This window comes from Streptomyces sp. NPDC006012, assembly GCF_042871185.1.
Taxonomy (GTDB): domain Bacteria; phylum Actinomycetota; class Actinomycetes; order Streptomycetales; family Streptomycetaceae; genus Streptomyces.
In genome coordinates this window covers 283,953-309,849 of the sequence record NZ_JBIAIE010000006.1, presented here as the reverse complement: position 1 = coordinate 309,849, position 25,897 = coordinate 283,953, and the positions used below count along the sequence as shown (strand labels likewise).

The window sequence follows — 25,897 nt, the reverse complement described above, 5'->3', positions numbered from 1 at the left end:
GGGAGAGCGGCGGGATCCCAAGGACGGCGCACGTCCGCGGGGTGCGGTTGGGTTTCGGTCGTTCCGGCGGACCGGACTTCCCTGAAGGTTTGGGCCGATGCTAGATCTTGTCACGCAATGAGCCCGAGCGGCTACGTCTTGTGACCAACAGGAGGCGCGGCATGGCCCGCACCACCCCCCACGACCACACCCGGGCCGACGGCCCCGCCCCGCCCTTGTACTGGCGGGTCGCGGCCGAGCTGCTCGGCGAGCTGCGCGCCGGGACCGTTCCGCCGGGCGAACGGCTGCCGGGCGAACGGCGGCTGGCCGAGCACTTCGGGGTCAGCCGGGAGACTGTCCGGCAGGCCCTTGAGGTACTGCGGCGGGACGGGCTGGTCAGCACCGACCGGCGGGGCAGCCACGCCGGTCTGCAGGGCCGTCCCGTGCAGGCCGGCGCGTTCCTCGCCTTCCCGCTGGGCGTACGGGCCGCCGATCCGCACGGGGTCGAACGGGCCACCGTGGCCTGGGAGGCTCCCTCGCCGGAGCACGCCGCCGCCCTGGGGCTCGCCCCGCACCGGCCGACCCTGGTGCACCGCTACGAGTCCGCGGCGCCGGACGGCCGCACCCTGCGCAGCGCGGTGACCTCGTTCTCCACGGTGGCCCTGGCCGAGGTGGCGGAGCTGGGCCGCTATCGGGCCCGGGCCGGCGCCGCCGCGACCGCGCAGCTGAGGCGCGCGTACGACTGGATGCGCAAGGCGGGTCTGGCCCTGCACCACCGGGACGCCATCACCCAGGTGGCGGACGATTCCTCGGTGCGGGTGACACGGCGCGTGCACGACCAGTACGCCCGCCCGCTGGAGATCACCGATCTAGTGGTGGACGCCCACCAGGACACCCTCGTCTACGAATTCACGGTGCCCGCGGCGGACACGGCCGACGGCGTACGGGACGACCGTGAGCGGGACGGGCGTGCGCGGGGTGTCGGCATACCCGGGGGCGGCTTGCGCGGGGACACGGCACCGGCTGTGGGCTGAGCCGGCCGGTCAGGGCAGCCGCCGCGCCACGACCAGGCGGGCGCGGGGGCTGCCGTCGGCCCGCTGGCCGAACTCGGGCAGGACGTGCAGCTCCGCACCGAAGCCGGCCCGCCCCAGCCCGTCGAGCACCACGCCGAGCCGGAAGGCCCGGTAGTACATGACGAACGGTGGGCGCCACACGGCGTTGCGCACCCGCATCACCGCGTCGAAGCCGAGCAGCATCCAGAAACCGGGGTCCGCGGGACGGGGCGGGGCGAGCACCGGGAACGCGAACCGGCCACCCGGCCGCAGGACGGCTCGGACCTGGCGGAACAGCCCGGGCAGTTCGCGCGGCAGGAAGTGCCCGAACGCCCCGAAGCTCACCACGAGATCGAAGGCGGGCGCGAACGGCAGGGCGCGCGCGTCGCTGCGCACCAGGTGGACCCGTGGTCCATCGGAGTCGCCGTGCCGGGCGGCCTCGGCGAGCATGCCGGCGCTGAAGTCGACACCCGTGACGCTCCGCCGGCACACCCGCGCCAGCACCGCCATCCCCGCGCCCGTGCCGCAGCACAGGTCCAGCCCGTCGTCGACCGGGCCGAGCCTGCCGAGCGCCCCGGCGACGGATTCCAGGATGTCGTCGGGGGTGCGGAAGGGCGTGTGGTCGAACTTCGGCGCGAGCAGGTCGTAGCCGTGCTCGACGGACGACAGCGCCTGGACGGCGAGTTCGCGCAGGCTGGGTCCCTCGGGGCTGAACATCTGTTCAGCGTAGGCGCAGGCGTCGGCGGTGGTCGGCCGCTCAGGCGCGGATCCGCGGGCCGGCCGTCCGGCCCGTGTCACACCGCTCGCACACCTCTTCGGTGCACGAGGGGAAACGGGGGCCGGGCGGGTGGCCGCGGACACGGGTAGCGGAAGCCAGCCGGGCCGGCTCCCGCCGTGCGGCCGGAATCCGCCCCTCAGGCGGAAACGGCCGATTGCTCCGGGATGGCCGCGGGGCCGAGGGGGTCCTTCGACGGACGCCCGCCCATGTAGCCGTAGACGGCGCCGACCAGCAGAGCGCCGCCGACGAGGTTGCCCAGCCCGACCAGCCCGAGGTCCTGGGCGAAGGCGCTCGCGGTCGCACCCGGCACGTGCTCGAACATGCCGAGCGCGAAGTAGGTCATGTTGGCCACCACGTGCTCGAAGCCGGACGACACGAACGCCAGGATGGCCCAGAAGATCAGCATCAGCTTGGCGCCGTCGGACTTGCTGCGGGCGGCCATCCACACGGCCAGGCAGACGAGGAAGTTGCACAGCACGCCGCGGAAGAAGAGGGCCGCGCCGGACTCCGCCGTCTTCGTCTTGATCAGGCTGGTCAGCAGCGCGAGCGCCGGGGCGGGGTGGCCGGGGGTGGCGCCGGCTTCGATGACGCCGCTGCCGTACACCAGCCAGGCGAACAGGACCGAGCCGACGAAGTTGCCGACGAACGAGCCGACGATCAGGGCTATCGCGTTGCCGACCGTGCAGCGCCGGGCGATCGCGCCCTGGACCGCGGTCATCATGTTGCTGGTCGTCAGTTCGGCGCCGGCGAAGACCACCAGGGTCAGGGCCACGGCGAACACCAGGCCCTCGACGAGCTTGGTGAGCGGCGACGAGGCGACGAGCAGTGGTCCGCCGACGCTGAGCAGTAGGACTGCTCCCACCCCGATGAATGCGCCGCCCAGTGATGAACTCACCAGGTATCGGCCGGGCTTGCGAAGGCTGTCAACCTTGTCGGCAGCCACCTGCCCCTGCTCCATCAGAGCCTCGGTTACGGGGATGGGCATGCTTTCACCTCGTTGTGCTCGACTTGCCGGTCTTTCGTGGTCCCTCGCGGCGCCACCGTCCTCCCTGAGGGAGCTGACGACATGCGTGGTCCACACACACATCAGTGCAGACTCCCGATACTCACTCCCGCCACAGCCCCATTGCGTCAATGGACTTAAAAGCTATGACAAAAAGCCTGAAATCCGATTCACCCCATGCAGCGCATTTCCCGTCGAGAGTGAGAATTGTCACATTTCATCGGGTAGGACTCATCCGGTGGCGGCGGTGGCGAGTTTCGGGACGAAGGCCGAGGCGTCGATGGTGCCGAGTCCGGAGGCCATGTCGTAGCCCTTCACAGCCTGGTAGCCGTGCGGGCCGTTGTCGCCGATGGTGATGTCGACGACGCCCCCCAAGGGGTCGTCCGCCAATCCGTACATCGGGCCGTGGACGGCGCCGAGCCGCCGTCCCGCCTTCTGGTCGGCCAGAGCGATCACCGCGGCGAACATGGGTGCCGCCTCGCTGGTGCCGCCGACCGGTACCCAGCCCGCGCCCGCCGGCAGGAAACCCTGGTAGACCAGGGTGCCGCCGGAGGCCGAGCCGTCCATGCAGATGTCCGGTGTGCCACGCCTGCCTGCGACGCGGTCCTTGACGCCGTCCTGGTAGGCGGGTCGGGCGAAGGTCTGGGAGGGGCCGCCGCCGGTCGCACCGTACCGGTCGTGCCAGACGGTGTCCGGGCCGGTCCGCCGGCCCTGGTCGTCGAGGTGGAGCCGGGAGGCGCCCAGAGACAGGACGCTGGGGTCGGACGCGGGCCAGGACACCGACTTGACCCGCTCACCGTGCGGCCCGATGGGCGGGGCGGCTCCGGAGTCGCCCGCGCTGGCCACCAGGGACACCCCACTGGCCACGACCTGGGCGAGCAGCTCGCTGAACCGCGCCAGATTCCGGGCGGGCCGCCCGCTGTTGCCGGCCGCCGTGTACTCCTCGACGCCGAAGCTGATCGAGATCGCGTCCGGGTGATGCCTGTTCAGACTGTCGGCGATGCCGTCGAGAATGAGCTCCGCGCCCACCGTCGCGCCATCGGCGGCCTGCCTGGCCGTCTCCTCGTCCGGGGTCGCCTCCGCGCCGGAAGGGGCGCGTCCGGCGCGGTGGACCTCCGCGGGCAGTCCGACCTGCGTGACGACGATCTTCGCGTCCGGGGCGACCATGTGGACCATCTGCACGTCCAGGGTGGTCTCCATGGCGGTGACGGCCATCTGGGGGTTCTTCGCGTCGAACGGGGCGATGTGCCCGGCCGGATCGTAGCGGTCGACGGTCACCTCGGGCTTCGGCAGCTTCATCGCCTGGCTGAAGGTCTCCAGGTCCCGCCGCAGCGTGTCCGGAACCACCTGCTCGTAGACCACGACCGTGTGGCCCTCACCGGTCAGCCCGGCGGAGTTGAGCCGGTCGATGCCGTAGGCCCTGCGGACCAGGTCCGGCGTGTAGCACACGGAGCCGAGCACCCTGCCGCACTCCGCGATGCTCGGCACGTGCGGGAAGGGGTGCGCCGTGGCGGACTGGGAGGCCCGTACCGTGGCCGTCCGCCGGGGCTCCTCGGCACGGCCCGCGCCGCCCGAGCAGCCGACGGCGGTCAGCGCGAGCAGGACGGCGCAGGCGGCGGCCCTGGGAACCGGGTGCGTGGTGGTCATCGTGGATCGTGCTCCGTCCTCAGCCGAGTTTGCGACGCAGTTGCAGGCTGTACAGCAGGAAGAGGGAGGGCGCGATCAGGATCGCCGCCACGCAGGAGACCGCGAACAGCGTCCACAAGGATGCCGACGGGGCCGCCGCTTGCTGGATGGTCAGGTGAGTGCCCAGGAGGTAGGGGTACTGGGCGACTCCCCACCCCGCCACGACGGCGGCGATCGCGATGGCCGCGAGGGTGCGCACGACGGGCGCGCCGCCCTTGCGCAGGAGCAGCAGTGCGGCAAGACCGCACAGCCCGGAGACGGCCAGGAGCGCCGCGCCCGCCGTGCTCAACTGGTGGAACAGCCGCGGGGCGTCCAGGTTCAGAATGAACACGCCCGCCAGGGCCAGCAGGCCCGTGACGATGCCCGCGCCGACGGCCCGGCGGCGGAACGCCCTTTCCAGCGTGGTGCTCCCCCGGCGCTGGGCCTGTCCGGTGAGGAACACGGCGGCCAGGTAGGCGCAGACGGCGACGGCGAGCACGCCGCCCAGCACGGAGGTCGGATTGAGCCAGCTGGACATCGGGGCGCCGCGACCCGCCGAGGGGACCCGGCCGGAGGCGATCCCGCCCGCGATGGCACCGAAGAAGAAGGGGGTGACCACCGAGGAGCAGGCGAAGGCGACACCGGTGCCCAGTTCGCCCCGGCTGCGGGACAGCGCGTGCCGGAAGGCGAAGCTCGCCCCGCGCGCGACGATGCCCAGCGCGGCCAGGCCCAGCGGGATGTACAGGGTGGTGGTGATGGCGGTGAACGCCTGCGGGAAGGCCGTCCAGATCGTCACGAGGCAGAAGATGAGCCAGGTGTGGTTGGCCTCCCACACCGGGCTGATGGAGCGGTTGATCAGCTCCCGGGCAGGACGTCCCCGCTCGCGGCCGCCGGCGGTCAGGTCCCAGAAGCCGGCTCCGTAGTCGGCCCCGCCGAACAGGGCGTAGGCGATGACGCCGACGAACAGGATCACGGCGATCAGGGTGCTCATACGTCATCAGCTCCGGGTGTGCGCCCGTTCGTCGCCGGCGCCGGCTGGGGACCGTACGGGACCGCGACGGCTTCGGTGCCCTCGCGCAGCCAGCGTCGGTGCATGGCGCGCAGGACCAGCAGGGCGCCGGCGCCGACGCAGAGGTAGATGACGAGGACCGTGGCGAACAGCGGCCAGAGATTGCCCTGCGTGGCGACCGCGTCCCTCGTCAGCAGGAGCCCGACCACGGTCCACGGCTGGCGGCCGACCTCGGTCACCACCCAGCCGCTCCACAGGGACAGCAGCGCGACCACGCCGGAGACCGCGGCACCGCGCAGGAACCAGCGGTTCGTCGGTACCTCGCGCCGCCGCCACCACAGCCAGCCGAACCACAGCGCCAGCAGGAGCAGCAGCGTGGCGGTCCCCACCATCACGTCGAAGGCGAGGTGGACGATGCTGACGACCGCGTCGTCGGGGCGTACCGCAGGGGGGATCGCGTCGAGACCCTTGATCGGGGTGGACGGGCGGAAACCGGCGAGGATCGACGCCACGTCGGGCAGCGGGATGCCGTAACGGACCTTGCCGTCGATGAAGACGCCGCCCAGGACCTCGGAGACGTGGTCATCGGTTCGGGGGACCATTTCGATCGCCGCGAACTTGGCCGGTTCCCGGTCGAAGACCTGCCGGGCGATCGTGTCCCCGACCAGGAACTGCAGTGGCATCGCGATCGCCCCGACCGTGAACGGCACGAGGAACCCCAACCGGTGGTAACGGTCCCGGCGCCCTTTCAGCAGGCCCCACGCATAGACTCCCGCGACCATGAATCCCGCGACGATGTACGACGCGAGGAGCATGTGCACCATTTCCCACCAGAAGGCGCCGTTGAAGAAAACCTTGCCCGGGAACACGTCCGTGACCCGCCCGTCCTTCACGACGATTCCCGCAGGTTGGTTCATCCAGCTGTTCGCCGCGATGACGGAGGCCGTTCCGCCGACGCTCGCCAGGGTGACCACGACGCCGGTGAAGAAGTGCGGCCATGCGGGCAGTGTCTTCCAACCGTAGATGTAAATGGCCATGAAAATGGCTTCGAGGAAGAAGAAAAGCCCTTCATAGGCGAACGGAAATCCGAACGCCGCCCCGTACGGGCCCATCAACCCGGGCCAGAGCAGCCCCAGTTCGAAGGTCAGCACGGTGCCGGACACCGCCCCGACGGCGAACAGGACGGCGGCCACCTTGGCCCACCTCTGCGCCAGGAGGAACGCCTGGTGATCGTCATGGCGCAGCGCACGGTAGTGACAGATCAGCATCATGAAGGTGAATGCGACCCCGAAGGGCACCAGAATGATGTGGAATCCCAGGGTGAACGCCATCTGCTCACGCGCGGGGAGGAGTTGCGGCGGGTCGGCTGCTCCCAGCAGGGCGGACAACAGCATGAATTCTCTTTCCGGTTCGGGCAGCGGCGGGCCGTCCGCGGAATGATGTCGCGCGCCCCGCCGTGGGAGATCAGGTCCGATGGACGCTGTCAGGCTTCATCGTGGCTGGTCGTCCGAAATTGCGTGAGGACAGATCCCGCGCATGGTAGTCAGCGCAAGGGAAATACCCATGCCGCGACGGGCGGCGGCGCCGCAGTTTCCCCCCTTGGTGCCAACTCCTGAGTGCCAAGTAGCGGAAACGGCGGGTTCCGATCGAGGTCCGAACGGGGTCCCAGCAGGGTGCGGTCGAGGTCCGAGCGGGGTCTGCATGTGCGGACGCAGGAACGCGCCGTCGCCTCCGCCGGGAAACGGTTCAGACGCCCAGCCGCACCGGCAGAGTCCGGACGCTGTTGCCGACGAAACCGGCATGCCGCGGAAGGTCGTCCTGCGCCACGGCGAGGCCGAGCCCGGGAAAGCGGCCGAACAGCCGCTCGTACACGGCGGGATCGCGCCCGGCGGCGGAGCAGCCGGCCAGCACCGGGGTGCCCCGCGGGATGACGGTGCCGTCCGGCGTCAGGTCCCGTACGGGGTAGCGGAACGGAAAACAGCTCACGGGCGCGTCCCGGCGCAGCGTCTCGTCCACCACGTCGTCCCAGCTCGCCCCGCCCGCTCGCCCGCCCGGACGAGGTCGAGCTGGTCCCGGTGCAGCACGAGCGCCCGTACGGCGTTGGTCACGCACCCCGAGGTGGCCAAGGACGCCCGGCACTTCACCGCGCTGAACGAGGGGCGGATCCCCGAGGGGTGGCCGCTGGCGACCTTCGCGACCGTGCAGGGCATGACGACCGCCGACGGCGACGACCACCGTCGGCTGCGCGCCCTGGTGAGCAGCGCCTTCACGCCCCGGCGCGTCGCCGCACTGCGGCCCCGTGTCGAGGAGTTGACCGCGGCCCTGCCGACGACCTGGCGCAGGCCGCCGCGGCGGACGTCGGCGTCGTCGATCTGCGGGCGCATTTTGCGCTGCCGCTCCCGCTGGGCGTCATCAGCGAATTGCTGGGCGTGGACGCGCGCTACCGGGACCGGCTGCACCACCTGTGCAATTCTGCCCACCCGCGAAGGCACGCGCACCGGGGCGAGCGGGAGGGGGAACAGAAGAGGCCACCGACGCGTTTGCATTGCCAGAAGCGGTATTCCATGGCCGACCTTGACCGACATGACCCGCCGGACGCCGTTGTGCGCGGCGCGTGTCGTCCTCCTCCGTTCTCGCGTCACCGTGCCCCCGCCGGTCGACGGTCCTGACGTGGGCCGTCGCCGTGGTTCCGCAAGTCCGCCACGAGTGGTAGAGTGCAGGGAGCACTTGTGTACGCTCCATCGAGGGCGCCGGTGCTTCTTTCTCTCAAGTCACCGTCACCACCACCGTTCTCCGGTCGGTACGCCGGTTTCCTGGAACACCTTGTCGGCAGTGGCCGAGGTCCTGTCCGTACCCAGGTGTCATCCGCCGCCGCGGCGCTTTCGTGCGCCCGTTCCTCGCGGCTCCTCCCCCTTCCTTCATCCGCCTGACACCAGGCCCGGCGTCCGCGAAAGGACCGCACTTCATGACCACCACACTCGAACCCCCGGCGCAAGCACAGGCTCCGGACGACCGGCACGTCGTCGGTGTCCTCGACGTCGACGCCCACGGGAAGGGGCAGCTGCGGGCGGAGAACTGCCTGCCCGCGCCGTCCGACCCCCAGGTCCCGCCCGCGCTCATCCGCCGGTACGGTCTGCGCAAGGGCGACCTCGTCGAAGGCGCCCGCGGACCGCAGCGCACGCTGACCGGAATCGAGCGCGTCAACGGCCGAACACCCTCAGACCTGCGCGCTCGCCCCCACTTCCGCGACCTCACCCCCCTGCACCCGCACCGGCGGCTGAAGCTGGAGCACCCGGCGTCCGGGGCGGCCGGCCGGATCGTCGACCTGTTCACCCCCGTCGGCAAGGGTCAGCGCGGGCTCCTCGTCGCCCCGCCGAAGACCGGCAAGACCGTCCTGCTCCAGCAACTCGCGGCCGCCGTCGCGGGCAACCACCCGCAGTGCCGTCTCATGGTGGTGCTGCTCGACGAGCGCCCCGAGGAAGTCACCGAGATGCGGCGCTCCGTGCGCGGCGAGGTGTACGCCTCGACCTTCGACCGGACGCCCAAGCAGCACATCGCACTGGCCGAACTCGTGATCGAACGGGCCAAGCGGCAGGTCGAGGACGGCGCGGACGTCGTCATCCTGCTCGACTCGCTGACCCGGCTCTGCCGGGCGCACAACAACGCGGCGAGCAGCAGTGGCCGCACCCTCAGCGGCGGCGTCGACGCGGCGGCGCTGCTCGGACCGAAGCGGTTCTTCGGCGCCGCCCGCCAGGCCGAGGAGGGCGGGTCGCTCACGATCCTCGCCACCGCGCTGGTGGAGACCGGCTCCCGGGCCGACGACTTCTTCTTCGAGGAGCTGAAGAGTACGGGCAACATGGAGCTGCGCCTCGACCGGCAGCTCGCCGCGCGCCGCATCTTCCCCGCCGTCGACCTCACCACCTCCGGCACCCGCCGCGAGGAACTGCTTTTGCCCCCGGCCGAGTTGACGACCGTACGGGGCCTGCGCCGGGCCCTGCACCACAAGGACGGCGGGCCGGCGCATGTGGAGACCCTGCTGCAGCGAATGCGGGAGACCCCTGACAACGCGACGTTTCTGCGCCGCGTCCAGCCGACGCTGCCGCCCGGCTGAAGCACCGGCGGCCACACCTCCGGCTGCCCCATTCGCCAGTGGCCGCACCATCGGATGGCACACCGTCACATGCCAAACCGTCGAATGACGCATTCATCAGTAGCCACCTCGTCTGTCGCCACGCCATGCGCGTCACACCGCAGCAGGTTCCGCCATGCGCGGCGCGGCACACCGCGGGCGCGGCACACAGCCGGTACGGTGCACAGCCAGGCAGGACGCAGCCGGTACGGTGCGCACCCGGGCAGGACGCGACCGGACGGCATGCTCCACCAGGTTCGACTCGCTTCCGGGAGCGGTGCCCTGCCAGGGGCACCGCGGCACAGGGGACGCACCCGGTCCGGCGCGAGGACCGTCCGCGGCGGATGGCGTCCCCGGGTGCCGGAGGCGGCAGGCTCGGGGTGACTCGTGTGGGGCATCCGGGTTGCTCCCGAACGCCGTGCGGCCCGGGCAGCACGGAGCACGACATCTCCGTTCCTACGTTGCTCATATGAAAATCGGATCTCCCTCTCGGGTGGCCGTGTCGGCCTGTGCCCTGTGTGTGGCGGGCGTGCTGGCTCTCACGCCCCCCGCGGCCACCGCCCACCCGCGGACCGTCGCACCTTCGCCGGGTCCGGCGCGGGCCGCGGTGCCGCAGCCCGCGGTCCTCTTCGACTCCGGCACCCAGGTCAGGCCACGCTCCGGGGCGCCCGAAGTGCCCGACGTCACGGCGCTGTCCTGGCTGGTCGCCGACGCCGACAGCGGCGAGGTGCTGGCCGCGCACGACGCACATCGCAAGCTGCCGCCCGCCAGCACCCTGAAGACGCTGTTCGCCCTCACCGTGCTCCCGGTCGTGCCCGGCGGCACCCGGCACACGGTGAGCGGGCAGGAACTGGCGGACATCGGACCCGGCAGCAGCCTCGTCGGGGTCAAGGAGGGCCTGACCTACGAGGTGGCCGACCTGTGGCGGGGGGTCTTCCTCAGCTCGGGCAACGACGCCGTGCACGTCCTCGCCTCGCTCGGCGGCGGCTGGGACACCACGGTCGCCCGGATGCAGTCCAAGGCCCGCACCCTGGGCGCCCGCGACACGCAGGTCATCTCACCCGACGGCTACGACGCGCCCGGCCAGGTGTCCTCGGCGTTCGACCTCGCCGTCTTCGGCCGGGCCGGACTGCGCAACCCCGACTTCGCCCACTACTGCTCCACCGCCGACGCCGCCTTCCCCGGCGACGGCGGATCGTACGGGATCGAGAACACCAACCGGTTGCTGACCGGCGAGGACGGCGTGGCGCGCTACCCGGGCCTGATCGGCATCAAGAACGGCTACACCAGCGACGCCGGCAACACGCTCGTGGCCGCCGCCCGCCAGGGCGGCCACACTCTCGTCGTGACGGTGCTCAACCCCCAGGAGGACGACGGGCTGACCGTCTACGAGGAGGCGCGCGCGCTGCTCGACTGGGGTTTCGCCGCCGGCGGGAACGTCGATCCGGTCGGCTCGCTGGACGCGCTGGTGGACAAGCCCCGGCCGACCACGGCCCCGTCCCGGACCCCGTCCGCCGCGCCGGTCGCCGCGTCCGTGCCCGACGGCGATTCCGGCTGGTCGGAGTTCGGCGTCATCGCGGGCGTGGCCGGTCTGAGCGCCGGGGCCGTGGCACTGGCCCTGCGGGCCAAGAAGAACGGGCGGGCGGCCCGGGACTGACCGGCCGGCAGACCGATGAGCAGGCCGAGTGTGATCCACGTGTAGGCGTTGCTGCCGAGGAACCCGTCCACGCCGGACGCGTCGTTGAACCACAGCCACACCATGCTGGTGCACAGCACCGCGTACAGGGCACCCGCGATCCGCGGGTGCCCGGCGCGGAGCAGCACCGCGAAGGACGGCAGCACCCAGACCAGATGGTGCACCCAGGTGATCGGGCTGATCAGACAGGCCAACAGGCCGGTCAGGGCGAAGGCGCCCGTCCAGTCCCGGGCCGCGACCGCCCGGCGCGCACGCCATGCCCACACGCACAGCACCAGCAGCACCGCCGTCGCCCACAGCGGACGGCCGGTCACGCCCAGCCGGGCCAGCACGCCCTGGAGCGACTGGTTCGACACATAGTCGAGGTGCCCCACCCGGTTCGTGTCCCACAGCGCCACGGTCCAGTAGAAACGCGAGGCCCGCGGGTCCACCCAGGCGGCGAGGGCGGTGGCGCCCAGGGCGACGGCCGTCGCGCAGGCCGCGGCCCGCCAGCGGCGGGCGAGCAGCAGCAGGCCGATGAAGACGACGGGCGTCAGCTTGACGGCGGCGGCCAGGCCCGTCCCCACACCCGCCCAGCGGCTCCGGCCCGTCGCCAGCAGTTCGGCGTCGACCAGGACCAGCGCCAGCAGCAGCAGGTTGACCTGGCCGAAGCTGAAGGTGTCGCGCAGCGGCTCGAACAGCGCGATCACGCAGGCGGCGAGCGACCAGCCGTACCAGCCGTGGCGGCGCCACCGCGACCCGGCCAGCAGGCGCAGCACCAGGGCCAGCGCGGCCAGGTTGAGCAGCAGGGACACCACCATGGCCAGGTGCTGCCCGATCAGGGCCATCGGCAGCATGACGACCGCGGCGAACGGCGGATAGGTGAAGCCGTACGGCGTGCCCGGGACCCGGTAGTCGTAGAGCCGGCCGCCGTGGTGCACCCAGGTGTCGACGGCGCCGTAGTACACCCGCAGGTCGAAGAAGCCACGCATCAGCGGGACGGTGGCCGTGAACGCGGTCACGGCGGCGACGAGGACCAGAACGAGGAGCAGCCGGCCCCGTTCCGTGCGCGGTGCCCTCATGCGGCCCGGCCCAGCGCCGGTGCCTGCGCGGCCTGGTGGGCCTGCCACAGCACGACCACGGCGAGCACACCGCCGGAGACGGCGAGCACCAGTTGCCCGGTGTCGGCGGGGTCACCACTGGGCAGCACGGCCAGGGCGAGGGCGGCCGTGACGGCGGCCACCCGGCGCCGTACCGACGTGCTGGGCGCGGCGGCCGCCATCAGGAACAGGCCCCACAGGGCGTACCAGGGGCGGATCGCCGGGCCGAAGGCGGCCACGACCGCGAGGCTCAGGCCGAGCGCGTACACGGGTTTGGGACGCTGCCGCACCCATATGAACAGGACGGCGACGGCGGTGGCGGTGAGACCGAGCACGTGCCATGCGGGGACGGCGAGGGGGGCCAGGCCGCTGCCGAGGTGTGCGAGCAGCGCGCCGGTGACCCGGCCCAGCAGGCTGGTGAGCGCCCAGTTGTGCGAGGAGACCGGGGTGTCCAGGGCGCCTATCCAGCCGTATCCGGTGCCTGCCGCGGCCGTCGCGGCGACCGTGGTGGCGCCGGCCGCGGCCGCCGTCGTCAGCAGGGCGCGCAGCGGGCCGCGGCCCGCGCGCATCTGGAGCACCACCACGGCGAGAAGGCCGAGCGCGGCGGGTGCCTTGACCAGGGCGGCGAGGGTGACCAGTACGGCTCCCAGGGCGGGCCACCGGCCGAGCGCCGCGACCAGGCCGGCGCCGAGCAGTCCGAGCATGATCGCGTCGTTGTGCGCGCCCGCGACCAGGTGCAGCAGGACCAGCGGGTTGAGCGCGCCGAGCCAGAGTGCGGCGGCCGGGTCGGCACCGCTGTGCCGGGCCAGCCGGGGCAGCGCGGCCGCCATCAGGGCGACGCCGAGCAGGGCGACGAGCCGCATCCCGACGAGCCCGGCGGGGAGTTCGCCGCGGGTGAGGCCCGACAGGGCCGCGGCGACACCCAGGAAGGCCGGTCCGTAGGGGGCAGCGGTGTGCTGCCACACCGGGGCGACCTCGTCGGCGAGCGGACCGCCGAGCTGTGCGGGTCCGTGCGTGTACACGTCCATGTGGGCGTCGACCATGGCTCCCTGGGCCAGGTAGCTGTACACGTCCCGGCTGAACAGCGGCGGTGCGAGCAGCAGCGGGCTCGCCCAGACGGCGAGGACCAGCAGCAGGGCGCGCGGGGTGGGGGGCTCGGGGCCGCGCACGACGCGGCCGAGCAGCGCCCAGGCCGCGATCAGCAGTACGACGCCGAAGTACACCCCGACCAGGCCGAGGGCTGCCCGGGCCGACGAGGGCGCCAGGAGTTCTTGGACCGGCAAGGCCCCGGCGCTCTCACCGCCCAGCGCGAGAAAGGCGGTACCGGCCAGACCGAGCATCTGACAGCGGCGGAGATCGACGGGGAAAGCCATGGCCAACACTCGGCAAGCGTGTCAACGCCGGGTGGCCGGGAGGCGACGCGCCACTCACCGGCGAGAGACCTGCTCGTGACCGGCGTGTAACCAGCCCCCGGCGCACGCCGGTCCGCGCCCGAACAACCCGGTGAGCGGGGGTGCCGTGGCCCCGGCCACGGCACCCCGTGTGTCAGGCGCAGGCGGTCGGTGGATCGGGACGAAGTGCGTGGACCGGGCGTATGCAGCCGACCGGCTCTCCCCCGCCGAGCAGTGTCTCGCCCGCGAACTCGGTGAGCAGCGCGGGGTCGACCCCGGCGCGGGCCAGCGCGGCCGCGGCGACCGGGATCCGGGCCCGGGACGCGCCGTCGGCGATCTTGACGGCGATCGCACGTCCGTCGGGCAGCGCGGCGACCTCGACCCCCTCGAACCCGTCCTTGGCGAGCAGCCCGGGCACGGCCCGCATCAGCGCGGCCACGTCCCGGCCGGCCCCGGACACCAACTCGGGGTGCTCGCGCAGCGCGTCGGCGACGCGTGCCTCCGGCGTGCCGGGTGCGGCGGTGACGATCCGGGCGGCGGCGCGGGCCAGGCCGTGCAGGGAGACGGCGAAGAGGGGGGCGCCACAGCCGTCCACCGTGACCCGGGCGACGCGCTGCCCGGTGAGGTCCTCGACGGTCTCGGCGATCGCCCGCTGGAGCGGGTGGGCCGGATCGAGGTAGTCCGCCAGGGACCAGCCGTTGAGCCGGGCGGTGGAGAGCATCGCCGCGTGCTTGCCGGAACAGTTCTGGGCGAGCCGCGAGGGTTCCCGGCCCGCGCGGACCCAGGCGTCCCGTACGGCGGGGTCGAACGGCATGTCGGGCACGTTGCGCAGGTCCTCCTCGCCCAGCCCGGCCAGGTCGAGGATCCGCCGGACCGCGGCGAGATGGCGCTCCTCGCCGGAGTGGCTGGCCGCGGCGAGCGACAGCAGGTCGCCGTCGAGCGGGAGTCCGGCCCGCGCCATGGCCACGGCCTGGACGGGTTTGAGGGCCGAGCGCGGGTAGAACGCGGCCTCGGTGTCGCCGAGCCGGAACACGGCCTCGCCGTCGGCGCCGAGTACGACGACTGAACCGTAGTGGACGCCTTCGATCACCCCGCCGCGTACGAGGTGGGCGACGGGGGCGTGGAGGGGGGCACGGACGACGGGCGCGTCCGCGGGAGAGTTGCTGTCCATCACTGCCTTCTCATGGGTGAGTCGGATGCGACCGGCATGGGGTTCGCGTGCCGGTCCCGGTGGGTGTGCGCCGGGCGGTCGCGGCCGGCGCACCGGCCCGTCCGCCGGCGCTGCGACGGTCGGCGACGGGCACGGCACGGTGGTGCGTGCGGCGCCGCCGTCGGCGTACGTGAGGACCGGGACGGGAGCGCGGAACCCCGGCGTCACCCATCCGGTCCGGGGAGGCGGGGCGTCGGCCGTCCGGGCGGTGCGCCGCACCCTTCGGGGATCCGCTCGCTCATGCCTCGGGGCCGACTTCCGCGGAAGTGTCCGCGCGGCCGGCGCACACGATGTCGGCGAGCGTGGTCTCGACCCGGTCGAGGTGGTGGGACATGGCCGCCGCCGCGTCGCGCTCGGAGCCGGCGATCAGCGCCTCGACGATCGCCCGGTGCTCGCGGTCGGACTGCTCGCGCCGCCCGCCGAGTTCGTTGAGGAAGGCCGACTGGCGGGCCAGCGCGTCCCGGATCTCCTCGATGACCCGGCGGAAGACGGGGTTCTGTGCGGCCTCGGCCACGGCGAGATGAAAGAGGGTGTCCATGGCGACCCAGACGAACGTGTCGGTCTCCTGCTCCATGCGGCCGAGGAGGCGCGTCAGCCGGTCCAGGTTCTCCGGCGTGCGGCGCAGCGCCGCGTACCCGGCGGCCGGCACCTCGACGTGGCGGCGGACCTCCAGCAGGTCGCCGGCCGCGTAGTCGCCGAAGGTGGGGTCCCCGACGGTGTTCGCGACGACGAAGGTGCCCTTGCCGGTCCGGGAGACCGTCAGGCCCATCGTCTGCAGCGCCCGCAGGGCCTCACGGAGCACGGGCCGGGAGACTTCGAGCGTGCGGCACAGCTCGGCCTCGGAGGGGAGCTTGTCGCCCGTCGCGTACGTGCCGCGCTCGATGGCACCGCGGAGGTGGCCGAGGACCGCTTCCATCGCACTGACGCGCCGCGGGCCCTGACCACCTGTCTGGCTGTCTGACAGGTTCACGGAGCGATGTTCCGGGTGAGCGGTCGACGGTGTCAAGACCGGCCGGGAAGCACAGCAACGGGCGTGAAGCCTGGCGTACCGGCTTCACGCCCCTGTCGAGCGCCGCGGGGTGTCAGCTGTTCAGCGCTCCCGCGCCCAGCAGCCCGAACAGCACCACACCGATGACGATCCGGTAGATCACGAAGGCGTTGAAGGAGTGCCGGGCGACGAACTTCAGCAGCCAGGCGATGGAGGCGTAGGCGACGACGAAGGAGACGAGCGTGCCGACCACGAGGGGGGCGGCGCCCACGCCCGCGCCCAGGGCGTCCTTCAGTTCGTAGAGGCCGGCGCCGGTCAGGGCCGGGATGCCGAGGAAGAAGGACAGGCGGGTGGCGGCGACCCGGTCCAGGTCGAGGATGAGCGCGGTGGACATGGTGGCGCCGGAGCGGGAGAAGCCGGGAAAGAGCAGGGCGAGGATCTGCGAGCAGCCGACCAGCATCGCGTCCTTGAAGGAGGTGTCGTCCTCGCCGCGCTTGTGCCGCCCCATCTGGTCGGCGGCCCACATGACGGCGCTGCCGACGATCAGCGAGCCGGCGACCACCCACAGCGAACCGAGCGGGCCGTCGATCAGCGGCTTGGCTGCCAGGCCCACGATGACGATGGGGATCGTCGAGTAGATCACCCACCAGGCGAATTTGTAGTCGTGGTGCACCCGCTCCTCGTGGTTGCGCAGGCCGCGGCCCCAGGCGGAGACGATCCGCACGATGTCCTTGAAGAAGTACACGAGCACGGCGGCGATGGCGCCGACCTGGATGACGGCGGAGAACCCGACGACCGACTGGTCGTCGACCGGAATCTTCATGAGCCCCTCGGCGATCTTGAGGTGGCCGGTGGAGGACACGGGGAGGAACTCGGTCACCCCCTCGATGACTCCGAGGACGGCGGCCTGACCGACAGAGATGGCGCTCATGGGATCCAGTTCTGAGGAGTTGGTCGACAGTGCTGTAGACAGTCTTACTACGGCCGGGCAGCCCGCAACTACCGGCACCCGGACGGCGGCCGCGACCACCGTCGGCCCCGGGCCGGGGAGCCCGGTGCGCACCCGCGAGGACACCCTGGAAAAGAACGGGTCACACCCTGACCACACCGTACGGTCGGTCCGGGCGGACGGGCGCCGCACCGGCCCCGCAGACACGGCACCCGTTCACGGGTTCACAACAACTTCTTACCCTCTGCACCCGTATTGTCCTGTTTCGCACCGCCCTTGGGGGCTGACACGACGGCGTGCCGCTCCGCATCGGCCTCGACCGGCCCGGCGTGTCCGCCCCGGCTACCAGCCCTCCTCGAACAGCCGGGACACCTCGGCGATGCGGGCCTCGTCCCGCCGGTAATAGGTGCGGCACCGGATCCGCTTGGTGCGCAGCAGGCCGGTCCGGGCCAGGAGACGAAGATGGTTCTCGGCGACCCGGCGGGGCATGCCGAACCTGGCGGCGACGGCCCGCGCGGGGACTCCGTCCACGACCGGATCCGCACGGCGCCCACGCGGAGAGGGGGCAGCGGGGTCCTTCAGCCAAGCGAGGATCTCCAGGCGCATCCTGCCCTCGGGAGTCCTCAGCACCTCATCACCTCCACCGGGGCCGCCCTCGTGCCCCGGCCTCCCACTGTCCCGCAGCCGGCCCGGCCACGTCCGGAACTCGTCGGCCCTTGTCCGGGACCCAACGGCCGTGCGGCCGAAGGCCGTTCGGTGGCGTCGTCCCGGGCCGGCCCTGCGTGCGCGTCCGGCCCGGCCGAGAGCCGTTGCGCCCCGCGCACCCGGCGGCCGGCGAGGGGACATGCGCTGCCCGCCCGCGGCGACGAGGGCAGACGCGGGCCGCCGGGGCACGACCGCCTCCGGGAGTACGGCCACCGGGCGCGGCGCCACGAGCGCATTCCGGCCGCCGACGCGCCTACGCCTCGGCGGCCGGAATGCGCTCGCGCAGGAAGGCGTAGAGGACGACGGCGACGGCCATCACCCCGGCGGCCGTGAACACACCCGGCGCCCAGCTGCCCGTGGCGTCGTAGAGCACGCCGCCGACCACCGGGCTGGCCACCGCGCCGACCTCGGCGACCAGGTTGAACACACCGAAGACCTCGCCGCGCCGGGCCGCCCCGGCCAGGTCGCCGAGGATGCTGTGCACGATCGGCTGGAGCGCGTTGAAGAACAACCCGGAGACGAACAGGATCAGTCCGAGCAGCAGCATGGACGGCCGCCCCGCCGCAATGCTGAACCCGAACGCCACGGCCAGCACCGTGTGCACGCTCGCGCAGATGATGGCGAGCGGCTTGCGCCCCTTGCCCTGCCTGGCCCGCCGGTCTGCGATCCAGCCGCCCACCGGGAAGCCGATGATGCCGGCGCCGGCGTTGAACGCGGCGGTCAACGCGGATGCGGTGAGCGTGCTGTGCGCCGACTGGGCGACGATCCGCAGCGACCAGAAGGAGAAGAACCACAGGTTCCACATCACCGCGACGAACGACAGGTAGATCAGCCACACATTGCCGTTGAGCACCTCGCGGGCCAGGCCGCGGCGGGCGATGCCGCGCACCACGTACGCGATCACGGCCGCGGCGAGGACGCCGGAGCCGATGGCCGTGAGCCAGTCGGGCCAGCCGAAGCCGTCGGCGAGCAGGAACAGCCCGGTGATCGCGGCCGCGGCGGGCAGCGCGTAGCCGAGCAGGTGGAGCGTCGGCCGCAGCAGGTGCAGCGGGCGGTCACCGCGGGCGCGGAAGAACAGCCAGGTGGCACCGGCGACCACGAGGGAGGTGAGACCGAAGACGAACAGCGGTACCCGCCAGGCACTCAGGCCCAAGGCCAGCGCCCCGGTGCCCCAGTCGAGCAGGTGCGGGGTGGCCAGCACGGCGGCGGTCAGACCGATCGACAGGCCGGACAGCACGACACCCAGGCCCAGGGTGCGGCGCTTCTCGGGCGTGGCCGCGATCACCAGCACGCGGTCGTTGGAGTAGAAGACACCTTCTCCGAGCCCGGTCAGGACCCGGGCGACGACGAAGGCGATCAGGCCGCCCACCAGCCCGGACACGAGCGTGAGCAGACCCGCCCACAGCAGGGAGAGGACGAGCATCTCGCGTCGGCCGAAACGGTCGCCCAGGCGTCCGCCGGCGTACTGGGTGAGCACATAGCCGGTGAAGAACATCGAGCCGATCAAGCCACCGAGGGTGGCCGGATGCGAGGCACCGCCGATCAGTCCGGCCTTGTTCTCGATCATCCAGGCCACGACCGGGCCGGTGACCGACCGGTCCGCGTAACTCACCAGCCAGCCGAACAGCAGGAAGATCCACAGGTGCTGGTACTTGCCGGTGAACAGCGGCCGTTCAGCCGCCTCCGCGTACGCGGGCCCGGCGGGCATGGTGCTGCGCATGGCGTCCCCCTTGACGCTGCGTGGTGGGCAATGCCTTTAGAAAGCGCTTGCCAATCTGGCTCCGCACGGGGCGAAGATCAAGCCTTGACATCCCATTCACTGAAAGTTACGAGGAGCGGGCGGGGACGTGACGCGGCCCCGCTTCCGCGGATCGACCGCCGCGCGCGGTCCCGAACCGGGTCATCGTCGCGAGGCCGCACGGTCTCGCGGGGCCGCGTACGCCAGGCCGTCACCGCGTACGCGAGCAGGCTCAGCAACGGCAAGGAGGCGGCCGTCGGCGGCGAGAGGCCTGCCGCGGACGGCTGTGCCGTCATCTGCGTACGTCGACTGCGTACGCCGGCCACGCATGTCGACTGCGTACATCGGCGGTGTACGGCGGCTCTGTTCTCGCCTGTTTCCCCAGGTGCACCACGGCGTTAGTTGCATACTCAACAATTGACCCGATCGGTGTTACCGTGCGGTTATGGCAGTCAAGGCGGCTGAGGGCCGGCTGGAGGATCGCTGGCGGGACATCCTGTCGGTGCACGCGCGCACGCTGTGCGAGATCGACCGGGTCCTGCACCCGCACGGCCTGGGTGCGAGCGACTTCGAGGTGCTCGACATCCTGGCCGCGGAGTCCCCGCGGGAGGGCGACCAGTGCCGGGTGCAGAACCTGGCCGGCCGCGTCCATCTCAGCCAGAGCGCGCTGTCCCGGCTGATCGCCCGGCTGGAGAAGGACGGTCTGGTGGAGCGCTCCGTGTGTGCTGAGGACCGGCGCGGCGTATGGGTCACGCTCACCTACAAGGGCCGCACCCTGCACGCCGAGGCACTGCCGCTGCAACGGGCGGTGCTGGAGCGGACGCTGTCCGCCCCGGCGGACTAGAGGTCCCGTCGCCGGTTTCCCGTCGCTCGCGTGCGGGGCGGACACACCGCAACTGCGGCGTCAGGAGCGTGTCTTCCCCGCCCCGGAGGGCGTGCCGGTTCGCGCCTCTCCCGGTTCGACGGGCCGTGCCGTGCCTAGATGAATGAGTCCAAGGGTTCGCCTGCGGACATGGCGCGAGGGCGCCCACTGTCAATGTGTGACGAAAGACCTGGACACCCTCGCAACGGCACTCTATGTCCGGATCGACGACCAGTTGAAGGCTTCGCCGTGGCTGGCCCCCTGGCGCCCGAAGACCGGGATCGCGCCCACTCGCAGTGACGCGGAACTGCTCACGCTCGCGGTGATGTCAGCGCTGCTCGGCTACACCTCCGAGCGGTGCTGGCTGCGCCGAGTCGACCAGGACTTCCGCGGCCTGTTCCCCTACGGGTCTCCCTCTCACTCGCCCGGCCCTTCGCTGGGGTCTTCCCGCGGAAGCGGGTGGAGCACCGCCGCCCGGAGAACAGTTCCGGCCGGCCTCGCCGCGCCACCGGGGCCGGTGCCCACCGCGGAACGCGGACAACGGCCGCGCTTTGCGGAGTGCCGAAGTCGTCGCGTGCGCCTACGGTTTGCTCACGGCGTTCGGAGATCGCCGAGGGGATGGGCGGGGTCGGCGCCGCTCATCCTCGACCGGGCCCGCCCGGGAATCGCGCCTGCGCGGCCCGGTCGCCCCCACCTCGACCACGCCACGCCACGCCACGAGGCGACGGACCGTACGGGATGCCCGGTCGGCGCCGGCCGTACGGTCCCCAGCGCGCCCCGTGTCGGCTGTTTCCGCTGCGGAAACCATCGAGCGGGGGGAGTGCGGGTGCATCGAGGGTGGTGCGGATGCGGTTCGCGGGGGCGTATGCCTCGCCCGCCGTCGGAGTTCATCCCTCGGGGACACCGGTCGCGGGTAGCTGTTGGCACGGAGTGACGGCACGCACGTGGGCCGTCCGGTGCGACAGGAGAGAAGGCATCATGTCGGTCGAGACCGAACCGCCGCCCGAAGCGGCCGCCGGAGCACGGGAGCAGCAGAGCCTCGGCACGTCCGCGGCCCGCAACCTCGCGACGACGAAGAAGTCCGAGCCCCAGATGCAGGGGATCAGCTCGCGCTGGCTGACCCGCATGCTGCCGTGGGTGGACGTCCCGGGTGGCACGTACCGCGTCAACCGCCGGCTGTCGTACGTGCTCGGCGACGGACGGGTGACGTTCATCAAGACCGGTGCGCAGGTCAGGGTGGTCCCGGCCGAGCTGGGCGAACTGCCGCTGCTGCGCGGCTTCGCCGACGGCAGCTCGCTGGAGGCGCTGGCCGCGCGGTTCGAGCAGCGCGAGTACGCGGCCGGGCAGGTGATCGTGACGGCGGGACGCCCCGCCGACCATGTGTACCTGGTCGCGCACGGCAAGGTGGAGCAGGTCGGGCAGGGCCCCTACGGCGAGGAGGCGGTCGTCGCCCTGCTCGCGGACGGCGACACCTTCGGCGGCCAGGTGCTCGCCGGGCCGGACGGCGCCTGGGAGTTCACCGCCCGCGCGGCCACGGCCACCACCGTGCTGGCCCTGCCGCACGCCAGTTACCTGGAGGTGGCCGAGCGGCACGAGGCCCTGCGCGCACACGTCGAGCAGGCCCGGCTGGACGGCCGTCCCCCGGTGAACGCGAGCGGTGAGGCCGAGATCACACTGCGGTCGGGGCACACCGGCGAGCCCGACATCCCGGGCACGTTCGTGGACTACGAGGTGGCGCCCCGCGAGTACGAGCTGAGCGTCGCCCAGACCGTCCTGCGGGTGCACTCCCGGGTGACCGACCTGTACAACGGCCCGATGAACCAGACCGAGGAGCAACTGCGCCTGGTCCTGCACGAGTTGCGGGAGCGGCAGGAACACGAACTGGTCAACAACCGCGACTTCGGGCTGCTCCACAACGCCGACCACGACCAGCGGATCTCCACCCATTCGGGGCCGCCGACCCCGGACGACCTGGACGAACTGCTGAGCATGCGGCGTGACACCCGTTTCCTGTTCGCACATCCCCGGGCCATCTCTGCGTTCGGCCGTGAATGCAGCAAGCGGGGTCTGTACTTCGGCAGCATCGAACTGAACGGCCATCATCTGCCGGCCTGGCGCGGCGTGCCGCTGCTGCCGTGCGGCAAGATCCCGGTCACCGGCAGCCGTACGTCGTCGATCCTCGCGCTGCGCACCGGCGAGGACGACCAGGGCGTGATCGGCCTGTACCAGACGGGGATCCCGGACGAGATCGAACCGGGCCTCAATGCCCGTTTCATGGGCATCAACGAGCAGGCGGTGATCTCCTACCTGGTCAGCACGTACTTCTCGGCGGCGGTGCTGGTGCCCGACGCGCTCGGCATCCTGGAGAACGTGGAGGTCTCCCGCCGCGACTGAGTGCTCCGCCGGGCGGACCGCGTCACGCCGCCGGGTTCCCTTCGGTGCTCCCCCGGGTTCTCGGCCGGCTTCACGGCCGGGTCCGGACGGGGTCACCGACCCGCGGCGGCGCGGCCGGTCGCCGTCCGCGCCGCCGCCGCGCCGAACCGCTGCCAGACCTCGCCACCGGCAACAGCGGCAGCACGAGGAACGCCGGGTCGGGCCGCACCACCGGGACCATCCGAACCGCCGGGACCACCGTGCGCCCCCGCACGGTCGCGCCCCGCGCCGCCGTGCATGACGACGGCGCCCCGGCCGATGACCCGCGCACAAGCCGGGGCGCCCGAACCAGCCGCATGCGCACCCCGGTTGGCCGACCACCGATTTGACACCCGCTCCGCACCCCCACCACTCTACGCTCATGAAATCCATTTCCAATAGGAACGGCTAGTCATGCGCGTCGCATTCGTCGGCAAGGGCGGCAGCGGCAAGACGACCCTGTCGGCTCTCTTCTCCCGGCATCTGGCGCGCGCCGGCGTGCCGGTCGTCGCCATCGACGGCGACATCAACCAGCACCTGGCCCATGCCCTGGGCCTCGACGAGGAGGAACGCCTGGCGGCGCCGCCGCTGAGCTCGCGCACCGGCGAGATCAAGGACTACCTGCGGGGCACGAACCCGCGGATCCCCTCGCGCGACGCCATGGTCAAGACGACCCCGCCGGGCCGCGGCTCACGGCTGCTGCGGCTGCTCGGGGACGACGAGATCCACTCCCGTCATGTCCAGGTGGTGGGCGGGGTACCGCTGATGGCCACCGGCGCGTTCGACGAGAGCGACCTCGGAGTGGCCTGCTACCACTCCAAGTTGGGCGCCGTCGAGCTGTATCTCAACCATCTGGTGGACGAGCCCGGCGAGTACGCCGTGGTCGACATGACGGCGGGCGCGGATGCCTTCGCCTCGGGCCTGTTCACCCGGTTCGACCTGACGTTCGTCGTGGTCGAGCCCACCCGCAAGAGCCTGTCCGTGCTCCGTCAGTACCGGGACCACGCGGCCGAGTTCGGCATTCCGGTCGCCGTGGTCGGCAACAAGGTCACGGGCGCGGACGACCTTGACTTCCTGCGCCAACACGTCGGCGAGGACCTGCACGCCCACTGCGAGCTGTCGTCCTTCGTCCGCGCCCAGGAACAGGGGCGCGGCCCGGGCACGCTGGAGCCGCACAACATCCGTGCCCTGGACCGGATGCGCGCGGCCGTCGACGCCCGGCCCAAGGACTGGACCGTCTTCCAGCAACACGCCGTCGACTTCCATCTGCGCAACGCCAGCGCCTGGGCCGACAACGCCACCGGGCTTCCGCTGGCCGACCAGGTCGACCCGGCGTTCCGGCACGGCCCGGCGGCGCTGGCTGCCTGCGCCTGACAGTGCGGATTGATCGTGGCATCGCCCGGAGGGCTGACTCTTCGCCTGACTGACGCTTCGGCTGTCCTTTGTGGGAATCGTCGTCCTGCCGGCTCGCCGCGCGCGCAGCTCCTCAACCAGTCGCCCGAGCTGCGCGACTGCTGAGCCGGCCGCGGGCCACTCCACGTCCGGCCCGCCCCGCGAGCGGCGGGCGACGTGGGCCGGACCGTGATCCGGCCCACGCCCGCCGCTCGCGCAGCCGCCAGACCTCAGGTCTCAGGTCCCAGGCGTCAGCTGTCACTCATGAAGCAGTTCCGCGAAGCGCTGGGCGCCGACGTTGCCGCCCGAGACGATGACGCCGATCCGGCGCGGCACCGGGTTGATCCGGTGTGCCAGCAGCGCGGCCAGGGCGCTCGCGCCGCTCGGTTCGACAACGGTCTTCATCCGCTCGAAGGCGAACCGCATCGCCTCCCGGATCTGGTCGTCGCTCACCAGGACGATGCCGTCCAGCAGGCGCCGGTTGACGGAGAAGGTGAGTTCCCCGGGGATCTCCGCGGCCTGGCCGTCGGCGATGGTGCGGGGCACCGGGACGGCGACACGCCGGCCGGCCTCCAGGGACCGCTTGGTGTCGTCGCCGGCCTCCGGTTCTACCCCGACGACGCGGGTCCGGGGGAACAGCCCGGTGGCCGCGACCGCGCTGCCCGCGATCAGGCCGCCGCCCCCGACCGGCACCACCAGGGCATCGAGCTCGCCCACCTCCTCGATGAGTTCCAGGGCCGCGGTGCCCTGTCCGGCGATGACGTGCGGATGCTCGTACGGCGGCACGAGTGCCAGCCCTCGGTCGACTGCCAGCGCCTCACCGATGGCCACCCGGTCGCCGGTGTAGCGGTCGTACGTGACGATCTCGGCGCCGTAGTCGGCGGTCGCCTCGATCTTCGAGCGGGGTGTGTCCTCGGGCATCACGATCAGCGCGGTGGTGCCCAGCTCCCGGGCCGCCAGCGCGACGGCCTGCGCGTGGTTGCCGGAGGAGTAGGCGGCGACGCCCTTGGCGAGCTGCTCCGGGGGCAGCCGGGAGACGGCGTTGTAGGCGCCGCGGAACTTGAAGGCGCCGATGCGCTGGTAGTTCTCGCACTTCACATGGACCTCGGCGCCGACCAGCCGGTCCAGGGTGCGCGAGCGCAGTACGGGCGTGCGGTGTGCCACGCCCGTGATCCGCGCGGCGGCGTCCCGGACGTCCTGGAGGGTGACGGGCGGGTGATCGGGCATGTGCTTACTCCGTTCCGGACGGTGCGGCGAAGGGCGGGGAAGGAGGTCGGAGACGGTTCGGTGTCGTCCAGCGTTCCGCGGTGTTCTTCGGTCTTTCTCGGCGTTCCTCGTCATTCCTCGTCGTCGGCTGAAGAAACACCGAGGGACCGTCCCGGAGGCAGACGAGCACGGACGAGCGCAGACGGACGCAGACGCGGGGCGGCGGAGGGCAGACGGGCCCGGCGCCGCGGTCCGGCGGCCGTCCGCCCCACGCACCGACAGGGGCAGGGCCGGGCGGAATGGGCCGTTCGGCTCTGGACCCGCCCTCGCGGACGCGCGCAGCCTGAGGGAAAGGGGGGATCGCCACGGGAGGTGAACACGGTGGAGGCCAAGCAGTGGACCGTGCAGATCTACATCACCGAGGAGGGCGACGACACGCATGCGCGTGCCGTGCTGACCACCCGCGACACGTCCCGGCTCACCGGCCGGGGCATCGCCCGGCGCAATCCAATCGACCGGCCGATCCCGGAGGTCGGCGACGAACTGGCCGCGAGCCGGGCCCTGGAGGATCTGGCCATCCGGCTGCACGACGTGGCCGCCGACGACATCGTCCAGCTGGCGGGTCCCGTCCACCGGTGACGGCGCCTGCCCGGA

General features: G+C 72.1%; 20 protein-coding genes and 3 pseudogenes. 9 read left to right on the top strand and 14 right to left on the bottom strand.

The genetic code is table 11. The features are described from left to right. Positions 1-161: 161 nt before the first annotated feature. Positions 162-1,013 carry a GntR family transcriptional regulator gene (locus tag ACFYPJ_RS14850; RefSeq protein ID WP_389015833.1) on the top strand — a complete coding sequence of 284 codons (852 nt, stop codon included), beginning with the start codon at positions 162-164 and terminating at the stop codon, positions 1,011-1,013. Between the two features lie 9 nt (positions 1,014-1,022). Here the strand turns inward: ACFYPJ_RS14850 and ACFYPJ_RS14845 are convergent, their stop codons facing one another. The 6 genes from ACFYPJ_RS14845 to ACFYPJ_RS14820 form a co-directional block, all read right to left on the bottom strand. After that, positions 1,023-1,748, bottom strand: a complete 726-nt coding sequence (locus tag ACFYPJ_RS14845; protein ID WP_389015830.1) for a class I SAM-dependent methyltransferase — start codon at positions 1,746-1,748, stop codon at positions 1,023-1,025. A 197-nt stretch (positions 1,749-1,945) separates the two neighbouring features. Continuing rightward, the gene (locus ACFYPJ_RS14840; RefSeq protein ID WP_389015827.1) at positions 1,946-2,794 is read right to left on the bottom strand and encodes a formate/nitrite transporter family protein; all 849 of its coding nucleotides are present in this window, start codon (positions 2,792-2,794) and stop codon (positions 1,946-1,948) included. 249 nt (positions 2,795-3,043) lie between these two features. Next, on the bottom strand, positions 3,044-4,459 hold the full coding sequence (locus ACFYPJ_RS14835) for a S8 family serine peptidase (RefSeq protein ID WP_389015824.1): 1,416 nt from the start codon (positions 4,457-4,459) through the stop codon (positions 3,044-3,046). Positions 4,460-4,478: 19 nt separating this feature from the next. Beyond that, positions 4,479-5,468, bottom strand: coding sequence for a cytochrome d ubiquinol oxidase subunit II (locus ACFYPJ_RS14830; RefSeq protein WP_389015821.1), 990 nt, complete (start codon positions 5,466-5,468; stop codon positions 4,479-4,481). Next, positions 5,465-6,880, bottom strand: coding sequence for a cytochrome ubiquinol oxidase subunit I (locus tag ACFYPJ_RS14825; protein ID WP_389015818.1), 1,416 nt, complete (start codon positions 6,878-6,880; stop codon positions 5,465-5,467). The genes ACFYPJ_RS14830 and ACFYPJ_RS14825 overlap by 4 nt, the downstream gene beginning before the upstream one ends. 352 nt (positions 6,881-7,232) lie before the next feature. Further along, positions 7,233-7,505: a hypothetical protein gene (locus ACFYPJ_RS14820; RefSeq protein WP_389015815.1), complete on the bottom strand. Its 273-nt coding sequence runs from the start codon at positions 7,503-7,505 to the stop codon at positions 7,233-7,235. An 84-nt stretch (positions 7,506-7,589) separates the two neighbouring features. Here ACFYPJ_RS14820 and ACFYPJ_RS14815 point away from each other — a divergent pair. The 3 genes and pseudogenes from ACFYPJ_RS14815 to ACFYPJ_RS14805 all read left to right on the top strand — a co-directional run. Further along, positions 7,590-7,951: pseudogene (locus ACFYPJ_RS14815) on the top strand (cytochrome P450); the annotation flags it as partial. Positions 7,952-8,451: 500 nt separating this feature from the next. Next, entirely contained in the window at positions 8,452-9,597 is a 1,146-nt protein-coding gene (gene rho / locus ACFYPJ_RS14810; protein ID WP_389015811.1) for a transcription termination factor Rho, read from the top strand. Positions 9,598-9,751: 154 nt separating this feature from the next. After that, positions 9,752-10,918 (top strand): annotated as a pseudogene (locus ACFYPJ_RS14805) (D-alanyl-D-alanine carboxypeptidase family protein); the annotation flags it as partial. An 83-nt stretch (positions 10,919-11,001) separates the two neighbouring features. Here ACFYPJ_RS14805 and ACFYPJ_RS14800 read toward each other — a convergent pair. The 7 genes from ACFYPJ_RS14800 to ACFYPJ_RS14770 form a co-directional block, all read right to left on the bottom strand. Then, positions 11,002-12,372, bottom strand: a complete 1,371-nt coding sequence (locus ACFYPJ_RS14800) for a glycosyltransferase 87 family protein (protein ID WP_389015809.1) — start codon at positions 12,370-12,372, stop codon at positions 11,002-11,004. Further along, positions 12,369-13,763, bottom strand: coding sequence for a polyprenol phosphomannose-dependent alpha 1,6 mannosyltransferase MptB (gene mptB, locus ACFYPJ_RS14795; protein ID WP_389015806.1), 1,395 nt, complete (start codon positions 13,761-13,763; stop codon positions 12,369-12,371). The genes ACFYPJ_RS14800 and mptB overlap by 4 nt, the downstream gene beginning before the upstream one ends. 172 nt (positions 13,764-13,935) lie before the next feature. Next, positions 13,936-14,952 (bottom strand): asparaginase, encoded by a 1,017-nt coding sequence (locus tag ACFYPJ_RS14790; protein WP_389015803.1) that lies wholly within the window; start codon positions 14,950-14,952, stop codon positions 13,936-13,938. Between the two features lie 277 nt (positions 14,953-15,229). Continuing rightward, positions 15,230-15,907, bottom strand: a complete 678-nt coding sequence (locus ACFYPJ_RS14785; protein WP_389016026.1) for a FadR/GntR family transcriptional regulator — start codon at positions 15,905-15,907, stop codon at positions 15,230-15,232. A 166-nt stretch (positions 15,908-16,073) separates the two neighbouring features. After that, positions 16,074-16,910, bottom strand: a complete 837-nt coding sequence (locus ACFYPJ_RS14780; protein WP_389015800.1) for an undecaprenyl-diphosphate phosphatase — start codon at positions 16,908-16,910, stop codon at positions 16,074-16,076. 360 nt (positions 16,911-17,270) lie between these two features. Then, positions 17,271-17,558: an ArsR family transcriptional regulator gene (locus tag ACFYPJ_RS14775; protein ID WP_389015797.1), complete on the bottom strand. Its 288-nt coding sequence runs from the start codon at positions 17,556-17,558 to the stop codon at positions 17,271-17,273. A gap of 328 nt (positions 17,559-17,886) precedes the next feature. Then, a complete protein-coding gene (locus ACFYPJ_RS14770; RefSeq protein WP_389015795.1) occupies positions 17,887-19,353 on the bottom strand; it encodes an MFS transporter in 1,467 nt (488 codons plus the stop codon). Between the two features lie 463 nt (positions 19,354-19,816). Between ACFYPJ_RS14770 and ACFYPJ_RS14765 the strand changes: the two genes are divergently transcribed. From ACFYPJ_RS14765 to ACFYPJ_RS14750, 4 genes and pseudogenes are all read left to right on the top strand, one after another. Next, complete coding sequence (locus ACFYPJ_RS14765; protein WP_389015792.1) at positions 19,817-20,215, top strand: MarR family winged helix-turn-helix transcriptional regulator; 399 nt, start codon at positions 19,817-19,819, stop codon at positions 20,213-20,215. Between the two features lie 196 nt (positions 20,216-20,411). Then, positions 20,412-20,639 (top strand): annotated as a pseudogene (locus ACFYPJ_RS14760) (IS982 family transposase); the annotation flags it as partial. Positions 20,640-21,211: 572 nt separating this feature from the next. After that, positions 21,212-22,627, top strand: a complete 1,416-nt coding sequence (locus ACFYPJ_RS14755; RefSeq protein WP_389015789.1) for a family 2B encapsulin nanocompartment shell protein — start codon at positions 21,212-21,214, stop codon at positions 22,625-22,627. Positions 22,628-23,059: 432 nt separating this feature from the next. After that, entirely contained in the window at positions 23,060-24,019 is a 960-nt protein-coding gene (locus ACFYPJ_RS14750) for an adenylyl-sulfate kinase (protein ID WP_389015786.1), read from the top strand. Between the two features lie 276 nt (positions 24,020-24,295). On the opposite strand, the gene ACFYPJ_RS14745 is transcribed toward ACFYPJ_RS14750, so the two are convergent. Continuing rightward, positions 24,296-25,264 carry a threo-3-hydroxy-L-aspartate ammonia-lyase gene (locus ACFYPJ_RS14745; RefSeq protein ID WP_389015784.1) on the bottom strand — a complete coding sequence of 323 codons (969 nt, stop codon included), beginning with the start codon at positions 25,262-25,264 and terminating at the stop codon, positions 24,296-24,298. A gap of 351 nt (positions 25,265-25,615) precedes the next feature. Between ACFYPJ_RS14745 and ACFYPJ_RS14740 the strand changes: the two genes are divergently transcribed. Further along, positions 25,616-25,882, top strand: coding sequence for a DUF1876 domain-containing protein (locus ACFYPJ_RS14740; RefSeq protein ID WP_389015781.1), 267 nt, complete (start codon positions 25,616-25,618; stop codon positions 25,880-25,882). Positions 25,883-25,897 lie beyond the last annotated feature (15 nt).